This is a genomic window from Aeromonas sp. 96A (assembly GCF_051919165.1).
Taxonomy (GTDB): Bacteria; Pseudomonadota; Gammaproteobacteria; order Enterobacterales; family Aeromonadaceae; genus Aeromonas; species Aeromonas veronii.
The window spans coordinates 2,458,304-2,476,515 of record NZ_JBQBFE010000001.1; the positions used below are offsets into that span (position 1 = coordinate 2,458,304).

Sequence of the window (18,212 nt, forward strand, 5' to 3'; positions counted from 1 at the left end):
GGAGTGCATCACGGGACATTGAACACCTCGATCTTGTGGCTGAAGGTGACCGACTCCCCCTTGCGTTCGAACAAGAACCGCATGCCAAACTCCCCTTCCGCGTTGAATGCCGATGTTTCCCGATAGAAACCGCCAGCGCGGAGCGACTCTGCCATCAGCACGCCTTGCGCAGGTAAAGGAGCACCGATTGCGGCACTGGCACGAGTGAGGGTGCCCCCATCAACGCAATAACGTACCTGTTGATTGGCAAAGTAGACACGGCTACCGGGAGAGAGGCCAGCCAGACTCTCGCTATTGGTATAGCGGATCGTTTGTGCGCCGGAGACGGGCGCCAGCACATCAGCAACCCTGGCCACACAGCGGCCATATTCACAATTGCTCAGCAGCGACCCTGCACTTGGGTCAGGTACCGGGAAAACGATCATCCAGTCACCTTTGCCGACGGCTAACTGATCTGCACTCGACGGGCTGGCAGCAGAAGCCGGGGTCGCCATCACCAGCTCAAGGGTGGCCGTGCTCCCCGACATGGCACGGTTAAGCGCCAGATAGCGGCTGGAGGTGCTGATAGGCCAGAACCGCAGGCAAGCCCCCGAGTCAACCCAGGTACCATCAAGCGTCTCGATCCGCTCCGATCCCGGCACCGCATCGCGCAGTTCGCGATTAAGCCGTTCCATGGCGAAGCGGGCATCGCTCATCAACTGCTCACGACTGCTGGCATCACCATAGATCTGGCTGCCGATGCCGATAAACTGGCTGGTAAATGTCGCCATGATGCCCAGCAGCAGAATCACCATCACCAGCTCGACCAAGGTAAAGCCACTGTTACCCCCAGGTTTACGGTAAGTTCGACTAGCCGCCAGACATAATCGGAGGCCGGAAGTGGTTACAGGAGCGGACTTTCGGACAGGCAGGCAACACCCGACAGCGGAACGATTCATCAGTAGTTCCCCCGGTAGAAGGAGAAGTCGAGTACGCTCTCATCCGGCAGCTTGATCTGCAGATCAATCCGCTTGCCCACAGAACAGGGCGCGGTACAACTCTTGAAGGTGCCATCGCTAAAATCGACGGCGCTGACCGCAATCCTGACCTGATAGTTGCGATACTCCTCGCCGCTGATCCCCGCCGCCGTCTGGGTAAACCAGCTGGCATCCCGCCAGTTTCCCGCAGTATCGAAGTCATCCACATCGTTATAGGCGTAGGGAGCCGGCTCACCATCGGGGCCATAACTGCCGGAGCAGGGAGCTATGTTCACCCCCGCCACCTGCTCGCCACAACGATAACGGCCACCATTATGATCCGAATGTTCATCAAACGACTTTTGCAAGATCTCGCCGGAGAGGCGCTGGGCAAGCTGGGCGGCGCGTACCTGCTGCACCGGATCCACCGCCTGCGGCGCCTGATTGATGAGTAAACCGAGAATGCCGGTCAGCGCCACCGCCAGCAGCACTATGCCGACGATCAGCTCGATCAGGGTAAAACCACGCTTAAGGGATCTCATGAATAAACCCCTCGGATTCAATCTTGATACGGCTGATTTCGCGGCCATCACTCACCAGCAAGGTACAACCGGTAGCACAGTTGCCTAGCGGTCTCCCCATCTGATCGAAGCGCAGCACGAAGCGGTTGTTGTTATCTAGGGAGATGGAGATACCGGCAGAGGGCGTAACCAGTCGACCACGAGTCTCCAACTGTGGAGTCCAGCCACTATTGGTATCCAAATTATCGCTGGCGGGACACGCAGCATAAGTACGGTGGGCAAAACGGGGAGAGGCAACCACCAGCTGGGTACAGCGGTTGGCAGGCTCATGCATATTGACGGTCTGTACCAACCGCAGCCGGGTAAGCAGCTCGTCACGCACGGTTTGAGTTTCAAAGCCGCCTTTGCCCAGCCATTTGGGCACGGCAAAGGCGGCCAGAATCCCGAGTAACAGGATCACCAGTACCAGTTCAATCAGGGTAAAGCCCTTGGTTGCAGGCATGGGACTTCTCATCAGGGAAAAGAGAAAGCGAGGCCGAAGCCTCGCTTGTCCAGATATTATTACTTACAGTTCTTCAGCTCGACCTTAAACGGTACAGTTTCCGAAGTAGCTGCTGTATAAGTCACATAGCACTCGTTACCCTTGGTATTATCTGGATAGAAATCCGAGGAAGTAGCTGAAGCGCCAGATACTTTCCAACCATCCAAAGTGACAGCCGCAGAAACGGTATCAGCAGTTGGATAGCCGTAAATTACTTTAACACCCGTCATGCCGGTCAGAGCGGTTCCACCCGCAGCAGATGCTTTTTCCTGGCCTTCCAAAGCAGCCTTGCTATAAACCAAATTGGCTGCACTCTGCAGTGCAGATTGAACACCCTGCGCAGCAGACTTACGAGCATCATCCTGCAGATTCAGGAACTTGGGTGCAGCGGTGACCGCCAGAATACCCAGAATGATGATCACGATAACCAGTTCGATCAGGGTAAAACCCGCCTGTTTTTTCATTTCACTTTCCTCTGTTAATTAATATTTGTGGTCACCTGACCGGATGCCGGGCGGTAACTGAAACTCATAAATGCATCAGTCTTGCCTTGCGGATCCTGATACTTGCCATCACTGCCCTTACTCAAACTATTGACCAGATAGTAACGGCAGACCGAATCCAGTCCATTACTGCTCACTGTGGCATAGTATTTCAGGTCATTGCCGCTACCGCGCACTTCATTGAAGCTGGCCGTAGCCTTGGGCGGGTTTTGCAGTAACCCCTCCCAAATATTGAGACAACGTTCGGCTGTCAGATTGGCCGGATCCACATCGGGATTATTGCTGGCAACGGTATCCATGGGATAGCCGGGCGACAGCTCGCCGTTACTGATCTGGGTATCGGTCGGAGTGGTCAGATAGAAGCGGCTGCCGTCATAGAGCACTGTGTTGAGGCTATCCTGTTTGGCTCGCCCCTCAGCCTCCCACTGGGCCCGCACCAGAGATACCCCGGTAGCAAAACCGCCGGAGACCCCCTCGACACTGGCCTTCTTCGCTTCGTCAGTCACATCGAGAAAGCGCGGCAGTGCAGTCACCGCCAGGATCCCCAGGATCACGATAACGATCACCAGCTCAATGAGGGAAAAGCCGGCAGACCGTCTTCGCATCCCGTTTTTCGGCATTGATGGTGCCATAGGTTTCATTGTCATGCTCCCTCCGTAATGCCCCGCATTATTTCATGCAGGCCCAAAAAAATCATGTAGTTGGGTCATATGATTAGCTTCATTCAAGGCTTTTTCATCACCCGCCCGTCAGAAAACTGATAAACCAGCCAATAACCATCCCACCCCATCTCGCAACCACTGCCATCGGGGCGGGCCAGAACCTGCAGGGGAGGCATGCCCCCCTTCGTCTCACCCATCAGTGCCAGCCACAACTGACGGCAATTTTCCGAAGGGGATTGCAGCGGCACCAGCCCCAGGGGCCACCCTCGGGCATCAAACTGCCACCCCTTGCCGGCAACATGCAGTGTCTGCGGGCGCCGCTCATCGAGCCAAATGCCGTGCAAACGCTGTGCCCGCTCGGCAAATTGCTCCCCCAGCAGGGTGAGGGTGAGCTGCTGCGCCTCTTCCCGGTGGCCCTGATAGCTGCGCACCAGGGTCGCCACAATCACCATCAGCAGGATGATCACGGCGATCCGCCGATATCCGGTCAGCCAGCGATCATCCTGCTGCGTCTGTCTGCTCATCCAGCCCTCGACTCCACCGCTCACTTGCCTCTTACGGCTTGTATCATGTCCCACCATTCAAGCGTGAATATGCTGAGTTACTTGCCGCGAACTGCGCGCATCATGTCCCACATGGGTGTGAAGATACCCAGCGCCAGGATCAGCACCATCACCGCCACGATCCCGATCAGGATCGGCTCGATGCGGGCGGTGAGACTCTTGAGGTCATAATCCACCTCCCGCTCGTAATACTCGGCCGCTTCGTGCAGCAGGTCATCGACCTGACCTGTCTCCTCACCTACGGCGATCATCTGCATCACCAGCGGGGTGAACAGGCCGCTGCTGCTGGCGGTGCGCAGCAGGCTCTCGCCCCGCTCGATACCGGCGCGCATATCCCGCACTCGCCCCGCCATATAGGCGTTATCCACCGCATCGGCCACCAGGGTCAGCGCGGTGTTCAGCGGCACCCCTGCCTTGAGCATCATGGAAAAACTGCGGGCAAAACGGGCCAGCAGGGAGCGCTCTATGATGGTGCCGACGATCGGCAACTTGAGCTGCCAGCGGTGCCAGGTCAGCTTGCCCTTGGTGGTGGCGACCCAGCGGCGCCAACCGAACACCATCCCAGCCAGAATGGCGAGCAGCAGCCACCAGTAGTTGACAAAAAAGTGCGAGGTGGCGAGTAGAATGCGGGTCGCCAGCGGCAACTCCACCCCGAATTTGGCGAACATGCCAGCAAACACCGGGATCACCATGATATTGAGGATCACCATGGCGATACCGATAGCGATCATCACGAAGCTGGGGTAGCGCATGGCGGTCTTGATCCGCTTGCGGGTCTCCAGCTCCAGCTCGAAATAGTTGGCGAGCTGCAAAAAGGACTCTTCCAGCTGACCGGTGTTCTCACCCACATGGATGATGGCGACAAACAGGCTGCTGAACACCTTGGGGTGCGCCTGCATCGAGCTGGAGAGCGGGCGACCGTTGCCAAGATCTTCCCCCAGCGAGTGAAGCGCCCGCTTGAGCGGCTTGCTGTGGGTGCTCTCCTCCAACCCGGCGATGGCGCGCAGGATCGGGATCCCGGCCCGAGTCAGGGCATACATCTGGCGGCTGAAGATCACCAGCTCGTCCAGCTTGACTCCCCCTTCCAGCAACAGCGACCAGTCGATGGCGGCGGATTTGGCCTTGCCCGGTTTGAGCTCGGTCGGCATCACGCCGCGGCGCATCAGCTGCTCGGCGGCCGCCATCTCGTTGGCCGCTTCGACCACGCCACTGGTGGCGTTGCCCTGGCTGTCACGCCCCTTGTAGGCAAAGTTAGCCATCGCTTACCCCAGATCCTCGGCCAGTCGCAGCACCTCATCCACCGAGGTGATCCCCTGACGGGCATAATCGAGGGCAGTGAGGGCCAGCGGCCGGTAGTGTTCGTGTTGACGGGCCGCCTTGGCGAACCCTTCCGCATCGTTGCGGCGCAGGGCATCCATCATCGGCTGATCCAGCTCCAGCAGCTCGTAGACCCCGATCCGGCCGGAATAACCGGTAAAGTTGCAACTCTGGCAACCCCGCCCCTTGTGATAGGTGTGCTGGCCGGGCACCTCGCCGGAGAGCACGGTGAGCCAGGTGGCCTGCCCTTCGTCGGGCGCCTTCTCCTCGACGCAGTGCTCACATACCCGCCGCACCAGCCGCTGGGCGACCACCGCCCGCAGGGCGCTCGCCACCAGATAGCCGGGCGCCCCCATGTCGATAAGGCGCAAGGCACTGGTCACCGCATCGTTGGTGTGCAAGGTGGTCAGCACCAAGTGACCAGTGATGGCGCCACGCAAACCGATCTCTACCGTCTCGTTGTCCCGCATCTCACCCACCAGCAGGATGTCCGGATCCTGACGCAGGGTGGAGCGCAGTACGTTGGAGAAGGTGAGGCCGATCTTGGGGTTGACCTGCACCTGATTGACGCGGGAGAGACGATACTCCACCGGGTCTTCAACCGTGATGATCTTGTTGCTGGACTGGTTGAGCTCGGAGAGGGCGCCATAGAGGGTGGTGGTCTTGCCGCTACCGGTCGGGCCGGTCACCAGGATCATGCCGTGCGGGCGTTTGAGCTGGCGACGGAAACGGGTCAGGATCTCCGGCGGCATGCCGGTCTCGGTCAACGACAGGATGCCGGAGGATTGATCCAGCAGACGCATCACCACAGACTCGCCATACTGCACCGGCATGGTGGACATCCGCACATCCACATCGCGGCCGCGTACCTTCATGTTGAAGCGACCATCCTGCGGCAAGCGCTTCTCGGAAATATCGAGCCCCGCCACCAGCTTGAGGCGCAGCACCAGCGCCTGGGCGATGCGCACCTCGTTGAGGATGTTCTCGTGGAGGATACCGTCGATCCGCTGGCGAATGCGCAGCACCTTCTCGTCCGGCTCGATGTGGATATCCGACGCCCCCACCTGCACCGCATCCTCGAACAGGGAGCGCAGCAGCTTGGCCACCGTCGCCTCCCCCTCGTCGTTGGCCCCTAGGTTACTGGAACCCAGCTCGAAGCCGGAGTCCTGATACTCCTCCTGCAGCTGTTCGGCGAAACTCTCAATCTCGCGGGTCCGGCGATAGAGGCGGTCGAAATACTCCAGCAGCTGCCCTTCCCGCGCCACCGCCAGCACCATGATGCGCGGGCTGAGCAGGGCGGCGATGGCATCCAGTGCGCTCAGATCAGCCGGATCCGACATGGCCACCGTCACCTTGTCGTCGGTGAGGTTGACCGCCAGCGCCCGATAACGGCGCGCCTGCACTTCGGGCAGCAGCGGCACCGCGGCGGCGTCGATGGTGAGGTTGTTGAGATCGAAGAAGGGCACATCCAGCTGGCGGGCGAGGAACTGCAACAGCTGCACCTCGCTGATAAAGCCGAGGTCGATGAGAGTGGTGCCCAGCTTGCGGCCGGTCTGACGCTGCTGCTGCAGGGCAAGCTGCAGCTGATCATCAGAGATGATCTGCTCTTGTACCAGCAGGTCGCCGAGGCGCATTTTCAGTCTGGGTTGTGCCATGTTTGCTCCGATGTCTGTTACTTCACACCCGTTGCCACATTCGATTAGGCTTCGCTAATCGAACTTGCGGTTTATCAAGGGGTTAGTTGGCCAATTCGTTGTTCCAGCCAGTTGGTCGACGCCTCGCCGAGGTTGCCGTGCAGCAGGGCGTTGCGATAGGCATCGAGCGCCCGCTGGCTGTGGCCCTGACCATCCTCGGCCACGCCGAGACCAAGCCACCAACGGCCCTGATCCGGCTGCTGACGCAGCAGCTTCACATAGAGCGCCGCCGCATCGGCATTCTGGCCCAGCTCCTGAGTCAGTCCTGCCCAAGTGGCGTAGTAGTCCATGTTGCTGGCAAGATCCGGCTGATAGCCGGACAGCCAGCCAAGCGCTTGCTGCTGCTGCCCCTCGCTGATGGCAAGGCGGGCCAGCAGCAGACGAAAATCGGCCTGCTGGGGCTCGAGCCGGATCCCCTCTTCCAGCAGCTGACGCGCCTCAGTCAGGCGGCCCTCGCCGTAGAGCAGCCCCGCCAGCTGCTCGCGCGCCCCCTGGTTGTAGGGATCGTGGGCCAGCACCTGATAGTAGTTGTCCTGCGCATCCCGCAGGCTTCCCTTGGCCATGGCGGTAGTCGCCTTGCGCTCCGCCAGTGCCGCCAGCTCCTTGGCCGACAGCTCGACCGTCTCTATCTTCAATACGCTCGGCTTGCGCGGCGCGCTGGCGACGGCCTGCTGCTCTGCCGCCAGTTCGGCGTAAAGCTCGGGCTGCAGCTCTTCATCGGTCGGCTCGGACTCGTCAACATCGCTGGAGGCATCAAAGGGTGCACCGTCGGCCGTGTCGCCAGAGTCATATTCCCCGACCTCATCATTCACCTCGTCCTGACTTGGCAGAGGCAGCGCGGCCGCCACCTCGACCGGCTCGGGCTGGCTGACCGGCGCGGCGGCCCTTGCCACCACATCGAGAGTCACCGCATCGGGAGCTAGCACTTCGCTGGCAGCCGAGACGATATGGGTCTGCTGCCAGTAGATCCAGGTTCGCCAACCAAGGATCCCCAGTGCCAGACCGCAGATCAGGGTCAACAGCAACATCCACCATCCCTGCTGGCGCGCAGGGGCAATATAGACGGCAGCCCCTTCGGATCCTTGCTGGCGCCGATCCAGATCTTTCAGCATCTGGTTGATGACACTCATAGCCAGACTCCATAAGTCAGGGCGCACCCCAACAACAGTAACAGGGGCCACCAGCGCCGTGGCGCAAAGCGGCGGGCATCGTCGGTATCGCGAATGGCAAGCCGGACCAGACGACTGTCGATCTGGCGCACACCCTGACCATAGGCCAGCATCAGACACTTCTGCGCCAGGATATTGATCAGTCTCGGGATCCCTCGCGATGCCCGCCACAACAGACGCATGGCGCGACCTGCAAACAGCGGTGCCCCGCGGTAACCGGAGACCTGCAATCTGTGCTCCAGATAGGCGCGGGTCTCGTCAAAACGCAGCGGCCGCAGGCAGTAGGAGAAGCCAATCCGCTGACGCAATTGGCGCAGATGCGGCTTGGCCAGCCTGGCATCCAGCTCCGGCTGGCCGAACAGCACGATCTGCAGCAGCTTGCTCGATTCGGTCTCGAGATTGCCGAACAGGCGGATCGCCTCCAACGTCTCGTCCGGCAGCGCTTGCGCCTCGTCGATCAGCACCACCACCCGACTGCCCTGCTGGTGCAGGCTGATCAGGTGACGATGGATACGATCGGTCAGATCCAGCTCGCTCTGATCCCGTACCGCCAACCCCAGCTCCAGCGCCAGCGCGATGCGCAGTTCGGCCGGAGTGAGGTGGGGATTGGGCAACCAGGCAAGCCGCACCGGACGCGCTTCCGAACCCAGCTCGCTGAGCAACTTGCGGCAGAGCAGTGTTTTGCCGGTGCCCACCTCGCCGGTCACCTTGATAAAGCCCTCCCCCTGCGCCAGCGCCCAGTTGAGCACCTGCAGCGCCTCTTCGTGAGGCGGCAGGCCGTAGTAGAAGCCGGTATTGGGAGTGAGGCTGAACGGCGCCTCCTGTAGGCCGAAGTGGGTCAGGTACATGAGACCTCACCTGCCACAGCGAGCAAGCAGCCTGTGCTGGCAAGGCAGCACAGGCCGTTCGGGATAAGGGTGACCGTATCTGGTGTCATGGGTCAGCCCTTGGCCGGATACCATTTGTCGAGCAGCTCGGAGGAGCGTTGCAGCTCGTTTTGCCAGGTATCTTTCTCCACCACGGTCGGTTTGAGCATGATCACCAGCTCCACCTTCTTGGTGCTCTCGCGGCGGTTGGTAAAGGCTTCACCCACCCAGGGAATATCCCCCAGCAGCGGCACCTTGCTGACGATCTCCTGCTTGTCGGTCTTCATCAGGCCGCCGATAACGATGATGTCACCGTTATTGGCCTGCACTACGGTATCGGACTCTCGAATGGAGCTTTTCGCCAACGGCAACACCAGCGTATCGCTGTCTGTCACCTTTATGGTCTTGGTTTGCTCTTCAGTATCGATAACGGAGGGATGGATATGCAGCAGCACCTTGCCCTCTTCATCGATCTGTGGTGTTACATCCAAAGAGATACCTGAGAAGAAAGGGGTCAACTCTACATTGGGAGTTGTTCGGTCACCGCTCGTCGTGCTCACGGTTGTTGTCGATGCATTGGTGACGAAATATTCGTCCGTCCCCACCTTGATCACCGCCTTCTGGTTGTTGGTCGCGGTGACACGGGGGCTGGAGAGGGTATTCACATCGCCCTGGGTCTTGAGCAGGTTGACCGCCACATTGAAGTTGCCGTCAGAGACCTTGAAACCGGCGCCGCCACCCAGTGCAGTGAAGATCTGATTAGGGGTGGTGGGTAACTGGGTATTGGCCAGTGAACCGCCACCGGTAATCCCCTTGTTGCCATCCCAGCTGGCGGAGAGACCGCTCCAGTCCACCCCCTGCTCATACCCTTCGTTGAGGGCAACTTCGATGATCCGCGCCTCCAGCACCACCTGCCGCTTGAGGTGACTATCGGATTGATTCAGGAATTCACGCACTGCCTTGAGCTCTTTCGGGTAGGCGCGAATGGTGACCAGACCCGCCTGCGGGCTGGTGATCACCGCGCGACCATCACCCGTGCCAATCAGGGTCTGCAGAGAGTCGCGCAGATCGGTCCAGTAGTCGCTGTTGGTATCGGTCTCGATACGGGTGCCATTGCTGCTGTTGCCGTTCGAGTTGTTGCCGGAGGAGTTATTGGTGCTGTTGTTGTTCGATGCACTGTCAAAACTGCTGTCGCTGCTGTTATTGCTGTCATTGGCCGTCACCCCGCCGGTGCTGACCGAGGTGCGGGAGAGGCCACGACGGGACATCATCAGGTAATTGACCGGGATGGTTTCGGTACGCAGACCCGCCGGATAGATATGGAAGACATTGCCCTTGCGCTGCACGTCGAAGCCGTACATGTCGCCCACCACCGCCAGCACCTCCGGCAGAGTCACATCCTTGAGTTCGACGGAGACCAGCCCGGCCACCCCGGGGTGAACCGCCACGCTGTAGCGGGAGCCCTTGAACAGGGAACCGAAAAACTCCACCGCCTCCACATCGTGAGCCGCGATACGCAGCCGCTTCTCCGGCATGCCGACCGGCATCTGCGGCCGGTTCAGCTGCAGCAATTCACTTTGCACCGATTTGGGCAACGCGGTCAGAGGGGCAGCCTGTTTCTGCTGTTCGTTCATGGCCTGTTTGAGGGCATCCTTCGCCTGGGTCGGCTCGGGGTGCTGATACGTGGTACAGCCTGCAGCCATCATGGCCACGGTGATCAGACAGAGACGGTTTTTTTTCATGTAATTAGGGCACCCTGACTTGCAATTAAACTCGATAAAGCCGATTCACCTCTCGAGAGGCAAGCACGACTCAAACCCGGATCTTGCTGGCAAACAGTGTTACCGCATGGCGTTTTCCCGCCTTTTCCAGCACCACGGCATCGGCATTGATGGCCACCAGCGTATAGCCGTCCACCTGTTGCCCGACCCGATAACTCTTGCCATTGAGTACCGCCAGTGCCGGGCCATTGCCCAGCACCACACTCTGCAGCTTCGGCAAACCGGCACTGCTCTCGCCGGTCGCACGGGCGCCAACCGCCACGTCCGCCAGCGGCGCAGTGGGATCCTGCAATACCTCGACCTGCTCCGCCTGTACCAGCAAGCTGAACAGGCAACAGCACAACGCAAACACTCTAGCCACGGATAAACTCCTTGCTGGTACTCAGGGTGTAAATCTCCATCTCCACCACCGCGCCGGGATAGGCTTTGACCTGATAGTCGAACTGCTTCCAGTAGAAGTGACGCGGCAAGGCTTCCAGCGCTTTAAGATATTGATAGACATCAAAATAGCCGCCTTCAAGCTGAAGCCGGATACCATGCTTGTAGAGATTGACCTTCTGCTCTCCCGCCATCAGCGGGGTCGGCTCCAGCGAACTGAGCGCCAGCATGTGAAGGTTGGCGGAGCGGGAGAGCAGCGCCTCCAGCACCAGCGGCATCTCGTGCGCCGGGATCAGATCGACGGTCTGGGCCTTCAGCTCATCGTCGATCCGGGCCAGATCCGCCTCGACTTGCGCCAGCTGGTCGCGAACTCCCTGATTGGGATCCCGCTTGAGCCGTGCCTGTTTGCCGAGGTTTTCCAACTCCATGATCTCGAGGTCGCGCTCGGCGGCGCTCAGGGCCATGCGATCCTGCTGCAGGCGAGTATCAGCGCCATCGAGCCAGCCGTAGAGTCCGGCCGCGCCCAGCAGCACCAGACCGGTCAGCAGGATCAACACCCGCTCCCGCTGGCTCAACACGGCGATACGCTGGCCCCATGCCTGCCATTGTGTTTTCAGGTTCATCAGGGTTTCTCCCGCGCAATGCCGCTCAACTGGAAGGTCAGGCGACCCTCCTTGTCACGGCCGAGGGTCAGTTCACCAAACTCCTTGCCTACCAGACTCGGGGTCTGCTTGAAGCGGTTGACCCAGGCCGGCACATCCTGACTGCGTCCGGCAAAGCCGGAGAGGTTGATCCGCCCTTCGTTGATCTCGATGCGCTGCAACGAGAGGTTGCTGTTGCGAATGCGGGAAAGATCCGCCATTACGCTGGCATAGCCCTGGGATTTTTGCAGGGTCAGGCTGCCCAATTGGCGCATCAGCCCCTGCTTGGCCGTCAGCTCATCCTGCTTGTTGACCAGTTGCTGTTGCAGCCTGGGATCTGCCTGATGGCGCGCCAGCTCGGCATCGAGCCGCTGCGCCTCGCTGCGCTTGAGTTCCAGCTCGGCAGAGCGCTGCGCCAGCGCCCAGCTGACCTGCTGCTGCTGCCAGCTGTAACCGACGCCCATCAACAGGATCAGCAACAGCGCAAAGCCCCATACCAGCGCCATCTGATTGAGGCTGGCCCACTGTCGCTTGGGGCGAAACTCGGCGCCATAGAGGTTTATCTGACGTCTCATCACGCATCCTCCCCGATGGCGGCGGCGTAGGCCGAGAGGTATTCGACGCCGGCCAGGACTGCCTTGTTGGCCATGGCGGAGACGGCAAAGCCGAAGGTCTGCTCCATGTGGCGCACCAGGGTACCGATAAAGGGCGAGGCGACGGCAAACTGCATCTGCCCCAGCTCGGGCAATTTCAGCTGGCCCGCCAGATAGTCGAGGGAGCGCTGGATCTCCAGCGCCAGTGAATCGAGCAGCATGCTGTCCGGTTCATGTTCGCCAGTCAGGCTGGTGAAACCGCGCAGCTGGCGGGAGAAGCAGAGCCCGCCTTGATGGAAGACCAGCAGTTGCAGATCCTGCCCCTTGGGCTGCCACAGCAGCATGCGCACCGTGTCATCCGCGTCATAGAGAGAGGTGAGCGCCAATTCGTCGCTGATGATGGATTGCAGGGTGGCTATGCCATTGATGGCATCGGCCAGCTGTTGCACCCGGCTCTTGGGCAGGCAGATCACATTGATGCGCGGGCGACCGGCAGGCGGGGTGGGCAAGTCCACATAATCCATCGCCAGTTGCAGCACGGGTTCGCTGACATAATCCTTGATGGCCCAGGGGAGCGCCCCCGCCATCTCGGCGTCAGGCACGGCAGGCTTGTCGATCTGGATCTGTTGATAAAGGCTGGCGGCGAGGGCCACCCGCACCGTAGACTTGGCCAGCCCATGACGGCTGAACAGCTCGTTCATGGCCACTGCCCACTCCTGTGGGCCGTTGATGGTGCGCGTCGCGAAGACGGGGGGATTGCCCACCGCAGCCAGCATGATCCTGTCATTGGCCAGCAAGAGCCCGACCTGGCGGCTTGGCGTCGACCGTCTGAACAGTTGTTTCATGTAAGCCCGCCCATCAATAGTGATTAAATGTATGAAATATTAACATAAACAGCAGATTAGCCTCCAGATTAAAAGACGGACTCACCATTGCAAGCCAGCCTTTCCGCCGAATCAGAGGGTCAAGCCATCCTCCCTTCCCCCCTGCAACGCCTCCACCATCCGTTGCTGACCCGCTATGGCGTCGAGCTGTGGTGCAAGCGGGATGATCTGATCCATCCGGCCATCTCCGGCAACAAGTGGCGCAAGCTCAAGTACCACCTGCTGCATGCCAAAGAGCATGGCAAACGGCATCTGCTCTCGTTTGGCGGCGCCTACTCCAATCATATCCACGCGCTAGCGGCAGCGGGGTGCCAATCTGGTCTTCGTACTACCGGTATCATACGGGGCGAATATGACGCCGTCAGTAACTCTACCCTGCGGGATGCCCAGCGCTGGGGCATGGATCTCGTTTTTGTCGACCGCCAGAGTTACCGGCGACGGCAGGATCCCGACTGGCTGGCCCAATTCGATGCCCCCGATACCCTGATCGTGCCGGAAGGGGGTAGCAGCCCGCTGGCCATCCCCGGCGTGGCGGAACTGGTCGGCGAAGTGCCCTTCTCGCCGGATCTCTGGGTACTGCCCTGCGCCAGCGGCGGCACTCTGGCGGGCCTGATCGCTGGCAAACGGGATCGGGAGCAGATCCTCGCCATTGCGGTACTGAAAGGAGGCAGCTTTATCGCTGACGAGGTGTGTCGCCTCCATCCTGCGGCTGCCAATATCCCCGGCTGGCGCATCGCGCTCGATCACCACGATGGTGGCTATGCCAAATTCAGCCCGGCCCTCTGGCAGTGGGTACAGGATTTCAGCGCCACGACCGATCTGCCCCTTGAGCCTATCTATAGCGGCAAGGCAATGTGGGGACTGTTTCGCGAGCTGGCGGCAGGCCGTATCGCCCCCGGCAGCAAAATCGTCTTTATCCACACTGGCGGCATGCAAGGGCTCGCCGGGCTGCGGGAGCAGGGGCGACTGTGATCCCTGCCTTACGGCAACCGCAAACAGCATCGCAAACAACAGAGGGTCGCCCCAAGGCGACCCTCTCTCGTTTATCTCAATCACCAGCCGATTCCAGCACCAGACGCTGGGGCTCGGCAAACCAGGGCCCCTGCCCGGCATGCACCCCGAGGTGGCGCAGCATCTTCCACTCGTCGCCACTCTCCACCCCCACTGCCAGCACCCGGGTGCGGGTATTGGCGCAGCCCCCCACCAGACTGCGTACCGCCATCTGGTTGACCTGACGGGCATGGATTTCCCGTACCAGGCTGGGGTGTAGCTTGAGGAAGTTGATCTCGAACTCCTTGATGTACTGGGTGCTCACCACATCCTGACCGGCATGATCAATGGCCAGCTGGCAACCCAGCATCCGCAAAGAGCGCAGCGGCCGCTTGAGCGCCTCGAAGTGGCGGGTCACCTGGGATTCCGAGAGTTGCAGGATCAACCGCTCGTTGGTGCTGCGCGGCAGCTGGAACAGGGCGAAGAAGAGCCAGCGTTGGAACTCGCGGTTGAGCAGGCTCTGGGCACTGAGGGTCAGGCTGATGGGGCAGCTCTGCTCGGAGCGCTGGCGCAGCAGGGCTAGGGTCTGCTCCGCCACCAGCCGATCCAGTTGCAGCAACAAGCCCACCTTCTCCGCCATCGGCATGAAGATCCCCGCCTGCAAAGCCCGCCCCTGCTCGTCGTGCAGATAGGTGAGCAACTCCTGCTGCAACACCACCTGCCCCCGATCCTGCTGGATCGGCTGGGTGTAAAATTCGATGCCGTGCTCTTCGAGACGGCGGCTGATCAGGGTGCGCCAGCGTACCGTGCCCTTGCTGCTTTGTTCCTCATCCAGCTGCTTCTCGTAGAGGAACCAGCCGTTGTGCCCCTGCAGACGAGCGCTCTTGAGGGCCAGCTCCGCCTCCTCCTGCACCTTGAGCAGGCTGTCTTGTGCCTGATAACAGACTGCGCCGAGATAGACCGCCGTCTCCGGATTGACCTCCTGCGGCCAGTGCAGCCGTTGCAGGCTCTTGAGCAGCTGGCTGGCGCTATCCACCATCTCGCTCTCGGACATGTTGGGCAGCAACACCGCAAAAACCTGACCGGCATAACGGGCCTGCAGGGCACCGTTGTGTTTGCGCACGAAGGCACCGATGGTGGCGCTCGCCTCCATCATCAAATCGTGCCCCAGCAACTCGAACTGATCGGCCTCCAGCTCCTCCAGACAGGCGAGATCGATCAGCAGCACACCGCCGCTCATCACGCTCGCCTCCATGATGGCGCTCTCCAGCCGGTTGTCGAAAAACAGCCGGTTGCCGATGCCGGTCATCTTGTCGACGAAGGCGTTGCTGCGAATGAAGTTGTCGAAGCGGCTGCGCTCCTTGCGGGCATCAGCCAGCTCGGCGAGCAGATGATCGAGGGCCTGACTGGCGGCCACCGGCCACTCTTCGGCGGGGTCATGACTCAGTTTGGAGAGTTTGTCATCGAGGATCAGCTGGGCGCGAATGCCCAGCAGCTCGGCCCCGCGCAGCTGCTGGCGTAGCCAGCGGATGGAGTACCAGAGACCGAACACCACGATAAAAATGCCCAGCGAGATGCCGGACATCGCCTTGATGGAGTATTCCGCCTCCTTGAAGGGGCGCTCCAGTTTGAAGTTGGCCTGCATGCCGGCCTGATGGGGCAGCGGGTGGCTGTATGGCACCAGCAGCTGCTCGTCGACCGGATTGCGCACATCGCGGAACCAGTAGACCCGCTGGTTATTCTGGCGCACCTCCAGCTCTACCACATGGGCAGCCCGCAGCAGGGTAGGCAGCCAGTGGCTCATATCTTCCATGTCGTGAGCAACATCGAGCTGCTTGTCGATCACCTCGACCAGTGCATCGACCTTCTTTTGCTGCAACTCCATGCCCAGCTCGCGAAAGCTGAACACCCCGCCAATCAGCACGGTCGCCATGGCTGCGATCACGCAAAGGGTGATAAATGAGACAAGCTGTGTAGTGAGTTTCATGCGCCTTTCCGTATGCCCAGCATCATCCATGTCGCCTCATGGTAGCAGCGGCGATCGGGCCACAGCTATGGATGAAGATCCCGCTTCTGCAATTTAAGCGGGCAAGCATAACCCAAAGCAGAGGGAGAATACCAAGGATGACGGGCTACAGACGCGGGAAAGGGCGGGATGACAGACAGAAAAATGGTCCCTCAAAGGGGACCAAAAGGAACACTCATATCAAAACTAACACTCTGTGCTACTGACAAAAAACAGATACAGGAGTATTGAACACACGGTGAGTCAAACCGCAGGGCTACTCTAATGCAGTTCGGATAAGCTGAGCAATTGTCATTTATGACAGGTCAGCGATTGAATCTAGCCAAAGTTAATAATAAACACATTTAAAATCATGCAGTTAAAAAATCAATCAACAAGTGTGACAAGTCGGACTCAAATTGATTGCACTAATGCTCTATGATGGCAAAGTCCATTTGTGTCTCATGAAACTGGCAGGTACTTCCTTTGCGTAAATCACCCGTCTGGATCGCTCTGTTGCTGTTCGTCCTGCCTGTCGTGGGCAGCCAGTTTCTCGGCCTGTGGTTTGCCAAGCCGATGGCCTTTCATCTGCTGGAAGAGAAGGTTGCCGAGCTCAAGGGAGCCATGGCCGTACGCCACCGGGAGCTGGATGCAGCCATCAACAAACAACTGGCACAATTTGAGTTCAACTGCGGCGCCAAAGACATGGAGCTGCTGCGCGATCCGCGCTTCTACAGCGCTCATATCCGCCTGCAAGGGTTGGAGCTCGCCTCCGGCAGCAGCTGCTCCAGCCTGGGGGTGGAGATCCCGCTGCTCAAAGAGCTCCAGAACAGCGGGCAGAAGTTTGGCAAGTTGGGGATCACCGCCACCGTGGCCAAATACAATACCGAGCAGGAGCTGGTGGCCTTTTACCGATCCGGCGACAACCTCGCCTACTGGGTGCTGGATAACAGCTGGAGCCACGACCTGCTGCAACACCCCTGCAGCCACTGCTTCTATCTGGAATTCAGCCGACAGGATACCGATGCAAGCACAGTCCACTTTCCCCGTGGTGACAAGGAGATCAAACAGGAAGAGAGCAATATCAGCCTGAGTTTCTTCGATCCCAATGAACTCACCAAACAGACGGTCTGGGCGGGAAAAGCGCTGGAGCAATATGCCCATGACCAACTCAATCACTACGGTCTCTGGTTCGGTATCGTGCTCGGCGCCCTGTTAAGCGTCACATACTGGCTGCTGCGCAGCTATCGGCGCTCCCTCAAGGGACTGCTGCAAACAGGGTTGATCCGCAAGGAATTTATTCCCCTCTACCAGCCGATAGTGGATGCCCGTACCCACCAAGTGGTGGGATTCGAGGCGCTGCTGCGCTGGCAGCGTGGAAACGAACTGATCCCTCCGGGCACCTTTATCGAATATGCAGAGGAGCAGGGGCTGATCCTGCCGATGACCGAACAGTTGCTGGAGCAGGTGATCACCGACCTGCCGCAGCTGGCGCCAGAGCAGTGGGTCAGCGTCAATCTGGTGGCGGCCCATATCGAGCAGCCCCTGCTGCGCACCCTGCTCGCTCACAGCCAAAACCCCTCACCCGCACGGCTCACCTTCGAGCTGACGGAGCGCAAGCCGATCCTCGACATCAAGGCGGCCACCGAGGAGATCACCCTGCTGCAACAGATGGGGTATCACTTCAAGCTGGATGATTTCGGTACCGGCTACGGCGGCTTTGCCTACCTGCAGAGCCTGGGGATCCGCCAGATCAAGATCGACAAGATGTTCGTCGATACCATAGGCACCAACGACCTCAAGCGCAGCGTGCTGGATGCCATCATCGTCTTCGGTCGGGAATCGGGCATGGAGATGATCGCCGAAGGGGTCGAGAGCCAGCTGCAGGTCGACTATCTGAGCCAGCACGGCGTCTATCTGATCCAGGGCTACTTCTTCGGCAAGCCCATGCCGCTGAAGATACTGACCCACTGGCAACGGGAGTGGCAGTTGCAACACCAGAAGGCCAGCTAACACAGAGATGGCAGGATTTGGCCGTGAAACGGTTTGGCCAGCGGCTCGACATCATCAGGTTGATGCTGGCGGTAGCGCCGTAACCCAGCCCGGCCATCAGGCGGGTAAATCCCCCAGCAGACCCGGGCCCGGCTC

General features: G+C 59.9%; 18 protein-coding genes. 2 read left to right on the top strand and 16 right to left on the bottom strand.

The window, feature by feature from the left end; translation table 11 throughout:
- Positions 1-8 precede the first annotated feature (8 nt).
- From ACTG2W_RS11230 to ACTG2W_RS11300, 15 genes are all read right to left on the bottom strand, one after another.
- Positions 9-938, bottom strand: a complete 930-nt coding sequence (locus tag ACTG2W_RS11230) for a PilW family protein (RefSeq protein ID WP_106844146.1) — start codon at positions 936-938, stop codon at positions 9-11.
- Positions 938-1,498: a prepilin-type N-terminal cleavage/methylation domain-containing protein gene (locus ACTG2W_RS11235; protein WP_106844145.1), complete on the bottom strand. Its 561-nt coding sequence runs from the start codon at positions 1,496-1,498 to the stop codon at positions 938-940. The genes ACTG2W_RS11230 and ACTG2W_RS11235 overlap by 1 nt, the downstream gene beginning before the upstream one ends.
- On the bottom strand, positions 1,485-1,979 hold the full coding sequence (locus tag ACTG2W_RS11240; RefSeq protein WP_139405096.1) for a prepilin-type N-terminal cleavage/methylation domain-containing protein: 495 nt from the start codon (positions 1,977-1,979) through the stop codon (positions 1,485-1,487). Before ACTG2W_RS11240 ends, ACTG2W_RS11235 begins: the two co-directional genes overlap by 14 nt.
- Before the next feature lie 59 nt (positions 1,980-2,038).
- Positions 2,039-2,482, bottom strand: a complete 444-nt coding sequence (locus ACTG2W_RS11245; RefSeq protein ID WP_120416282.1) for a prepilin-type N-terminal cleavage/methylation domain-containing protein — start codon at positions 2,480-2,482, stop codon at positions 2,039-2,041.
- A 14-nt stretch (positions 2,483-2,496) separates the two neighbouring features.
- Positions 2,497-3,168: a type II secretion system protein gene (locus ACTG2W_RS11250; RefSeq protein ID WP_440016209.1), complete on the bottom strand. Its 672-nt coding sequence runs from the start codon at positions 3,166-3,168 to the stop codon at positions 2,497-2,499.
- Positions 3,169-3,245: 77 nt separating this feature from the next.
- Positions 3,246-3,707: a hypothetical protein gene (locus ACTG2W_RS11255; RefSeq protein WP_005340030.1), complete on the bottom strand. Its 462-nt coding sequence runs from the start codon at positions 3,705-3,707 to the stop codon at positions 3,246-3,248.
- Positions 3,708-3,784: 77 nt separating this feature from the next.
- Positions 3,785-5,005: a type II secretion system F family protein gene (locus tag ACTG2W_RS11260; RefSeq protein WP_005340027.1), complete on the bottom strand. Its 1,221-nt coding sequence runs from the start codon at positions 5,003-5,005 to the stop codon at positions 3,785-3,787.
- A gap of 3 nt (positions 5,006-5,008) precedes the next feature.
- Positions 5,009-6,718 carry an MSHA fimbrial ATPase MshE gene (mshE, locus tag ACTG2W_RS11265; protein ID WP_129504850.1) on the bottom strand — a complete coding sequence of 570 codons (1,710 nt, stop codon included), beginning with the start codon at positions 6,716-6,718 and terminating at the stop codon, positions 5,009-5,011.
- 74 nt (positions 6,719-6,792) lie between these two features.
- Entirely contained in the window at positions 6,793-7,887 is a 1,095-nt protein-coding gene (locus ACTG2W_RS11270) for a tetratricopeptide repeat protein (RefSeq protein WP_440016210.1), read from the bottom strand.
- Positions 7,884-8,774, bottom strand: coding sequence for an MSHA fimbrial biogenesis protein MshM (gene mshM / locus ACTG2W_RS11275; protein WP_440016211.1), 891 nt, complete (start codon positions 8,772-8,774; stop codon positions 7,884-7,886). The genes ACTG2W_RS11270 and mshM overlap by 4 nt, the downstream gene beginning before the upstream one ends.
- Before the next feature lie 92 nt (positions 8,775-8,866).
- The gene (mshL, locus tag ACTG2W_RS11280; RefSeq protein WP_440016213.1) at positions 8,867-10,534 is read right to left on the bottom strand and encodes a pilus (MSHA type) biogenesis protein MshL; all 1,668 of its coding nucleotides are present in this window, start codon (positions 10,532-10,534) and stop codon (positions 8,867-8,869) included.
- Between the two features lie 70 nt (positions 10,535-10,604).
- Positions 10,605-10,934 carry a SctD/MshK family protein gene (locus ACTG2W_RS11285; protein WP_005342886.1) on the bottom strand — a complete coding sequence of 110 codons (330 nt, stop codon included), beginning with the start codon at positions 10,932-10,934 and terminating at the stop codon, positions 10,605-10,607.
- Positions 10,927-11,574: an MSHA biogenesis protein MshJ gene (locus ACTG2W_RS11290; RefSeq protein WP_113740377.1), complete on the bottom strand. Its 648-nt coding sequence runs from the start codon at positions 11,572-11,574 to the stop codon at positions 10,927-10,929. The genes ACTG2W_RS11285 and ACTG2W_RS11290 overlap by 8 nt, the downstream gene beginning before the upstream one ends.
- On the bottom strand, positions 11,574-12,167 hold the full coding sequence (locus ACTG2W_RS11295; RefSeq protein ID WP_439979885.1) for a PilN domain-containing protein: 594 nt from the start codon (positions 12,165-12,167) through the stop codon (positions 11,574-11,576). Before ACTG2W_RS11295 ends, ACTG2W_RS11290 begins: the two co-directional genes overlap by 1 nt.
- A complete protein-coding gene (locus ACTG2W_RS11300) occupies positions 12,167-13,030 on the bottom strand; it encodes a hypothetical protein (protein WP_026035092.1) in 864 nt (287 codons plus the stop codon). Before ACTG2W_RS11300 ends, ACTG2W_RS11295 begins: the two co-directional genes overlap by 1 nt.
- Positions 13,031-13,117: 87 nt before the next feature.
- Here ACTG2W_RS11300 and ACTG2W_RS11305 point away from each other — a divergent pair, with 87 nt between their 5' ends.
- Positions 13,118-14,041: a 1-aminocyclopropane-1-carboxylate deaminase/D-cysteine desulfhydrase gene (locus ACTG2W_RS11305; RefSeq protein WP_110304178.1), complete on the top strand. Its 924-nt coding sequence runs from the start codon at positions 13,118-13,120 to the stop codon at positions 14,039-14,041.
- Positions 14,042-14,117: 76 nt separating this feature from the next.
- On the opposite strand, the gene ACTG2W_RS11310 is transcribed toward ACTG2W_RS11305, so the two are convergent.
- Positions 14,118-16,046, bottom strand: a complete 1,929-nt coding sequence (locus ACTG2W_RS11310) for an EAL domain-containing protein (RefSeq protein ID WP_168769962.1) — start codon at positions 16,044-16,046, stop codon at positions 14,118-14,120.
- Positions 16,047-16,550: 504 nt separating this feature from the next.
- Between ACTG2W_RS11310 and ACTG2W_RS11315 the strand changes: the two genes are divergently transcribed.
- Positions 16,551-18,077 (top strand): EAL domain-containing protein, encoded by a 1,527-nt coding sequence (locus ACTG2W_RS11315; protein ID WP_157161560.1) that lies wholly within the window; start codon positions 16,551-16,553, stop codon positions 18,075-18,077.
- Positions 18,078-18,212: the final 135 nt, after the last annotated feature.

Coding starts and splice junctions, on each gene's coding strand:
- ACTG2W_RS11295 (WP_439979885.1), bottom strand. CDS start 12,167: ATGAGACGTCAGATAAACCTCTATGGCGCCGAGTTTCGCCCCAAGCGA.
- mshM (WP_440016211.1), bottom strand. CDS start 8,774: ATGTACCTGACCCACTTCGGCCTACAGGAGGCGCCGTTCAGCCTCACT.
- ACTG2W_RS11260 (WP_005340027.1), bottom strand. CDS start 5,005: ATGGCTAACTTTGCCTACAAGGGGCGTGACAGCCAGGGCAACGCCACC.
- ACTG2W_RS11310 (WP_168769962.1), bottom strand. CDS start 16,046: ATGAAACTCACTACACAGCTTGTCTCATTTATCACCCTTTGCGTGATC.
- ACTG2W_RS11250 (WP_440016209.1), bottom strand. CDS start 3,168: ATGACAATGAAACCTATGGCACCATCAATGCCGAAAAACGGGATGCGA.
- ACTG2W_RS11235 (WP_106844145.1), bottom strand. CDS start 1,498: ATGAGATCCCTTAAGCGTGGTTTTACCCTGATCGAGCTGATCGTCGGC.
- ACTG2W_RS11230 (WP_106844146.1), bottom strand. CDS start 938: ATGAATCGTTCCGCTGTCGGGTGTTGCCTGCCTGTCCGAAAGTCCGCT.
- mshL (WP_440016213.1), bottom strand. CDS start 10,534: ATGAAAAAAAACCGTCTCTGTCTGATCACCGTGGCCATGATGGCTGCA.
- ACTG2W_RS11245 (WP_120416282.1), bottom strand. CDS start 2,482: ATGAAAAAACAGGCGGGTTTTACCCTGATCGAACTGGTTATCGTGATC.
- ACTG2W_RS11240 (WP_139405096.1), bottom strand. CDS start 1,979: ATGCCTGCAACCAAGGGCTTTACCCTGATTGAACTGGTACTGGTGATC.
- ACTG2W_RS11290 (WP_113740377.1), bottom strand. CDS start 11,574: ATGAACCTGAAAACACAATGGCAGGCATGGGGCCAGCGTATCGCCGTG.
- ACTG2W_RS11270 (WP_440016210.1), bottom strand. CDS start 7,887: ATGAGTGTCATCAACCAGATGCTGAAAGATCTGGATCGGCGCCAGCAA.
- ACTG2W_RS11300 (WP_026035092.1), bottom strand. CDS start 13,030: ATGAAACAACTGTTCAGACGGTCGACGCCAAGCCGCCAGGTCGGGCTC.
- ACTG2W_RS11255 (WP_005340030.1), bottom strand. CDS start 3,707: ATGAGCAGACAGACGCAGCAGGATGATCGCTGGCTGACCGGATATCGG.
- mshE (WP_129504850.1), bottom strand. CDS start 6,718: ATGGCACAACCCAGACTGAAAATGCGCCTCGGCGACCTGCTGGTACAA.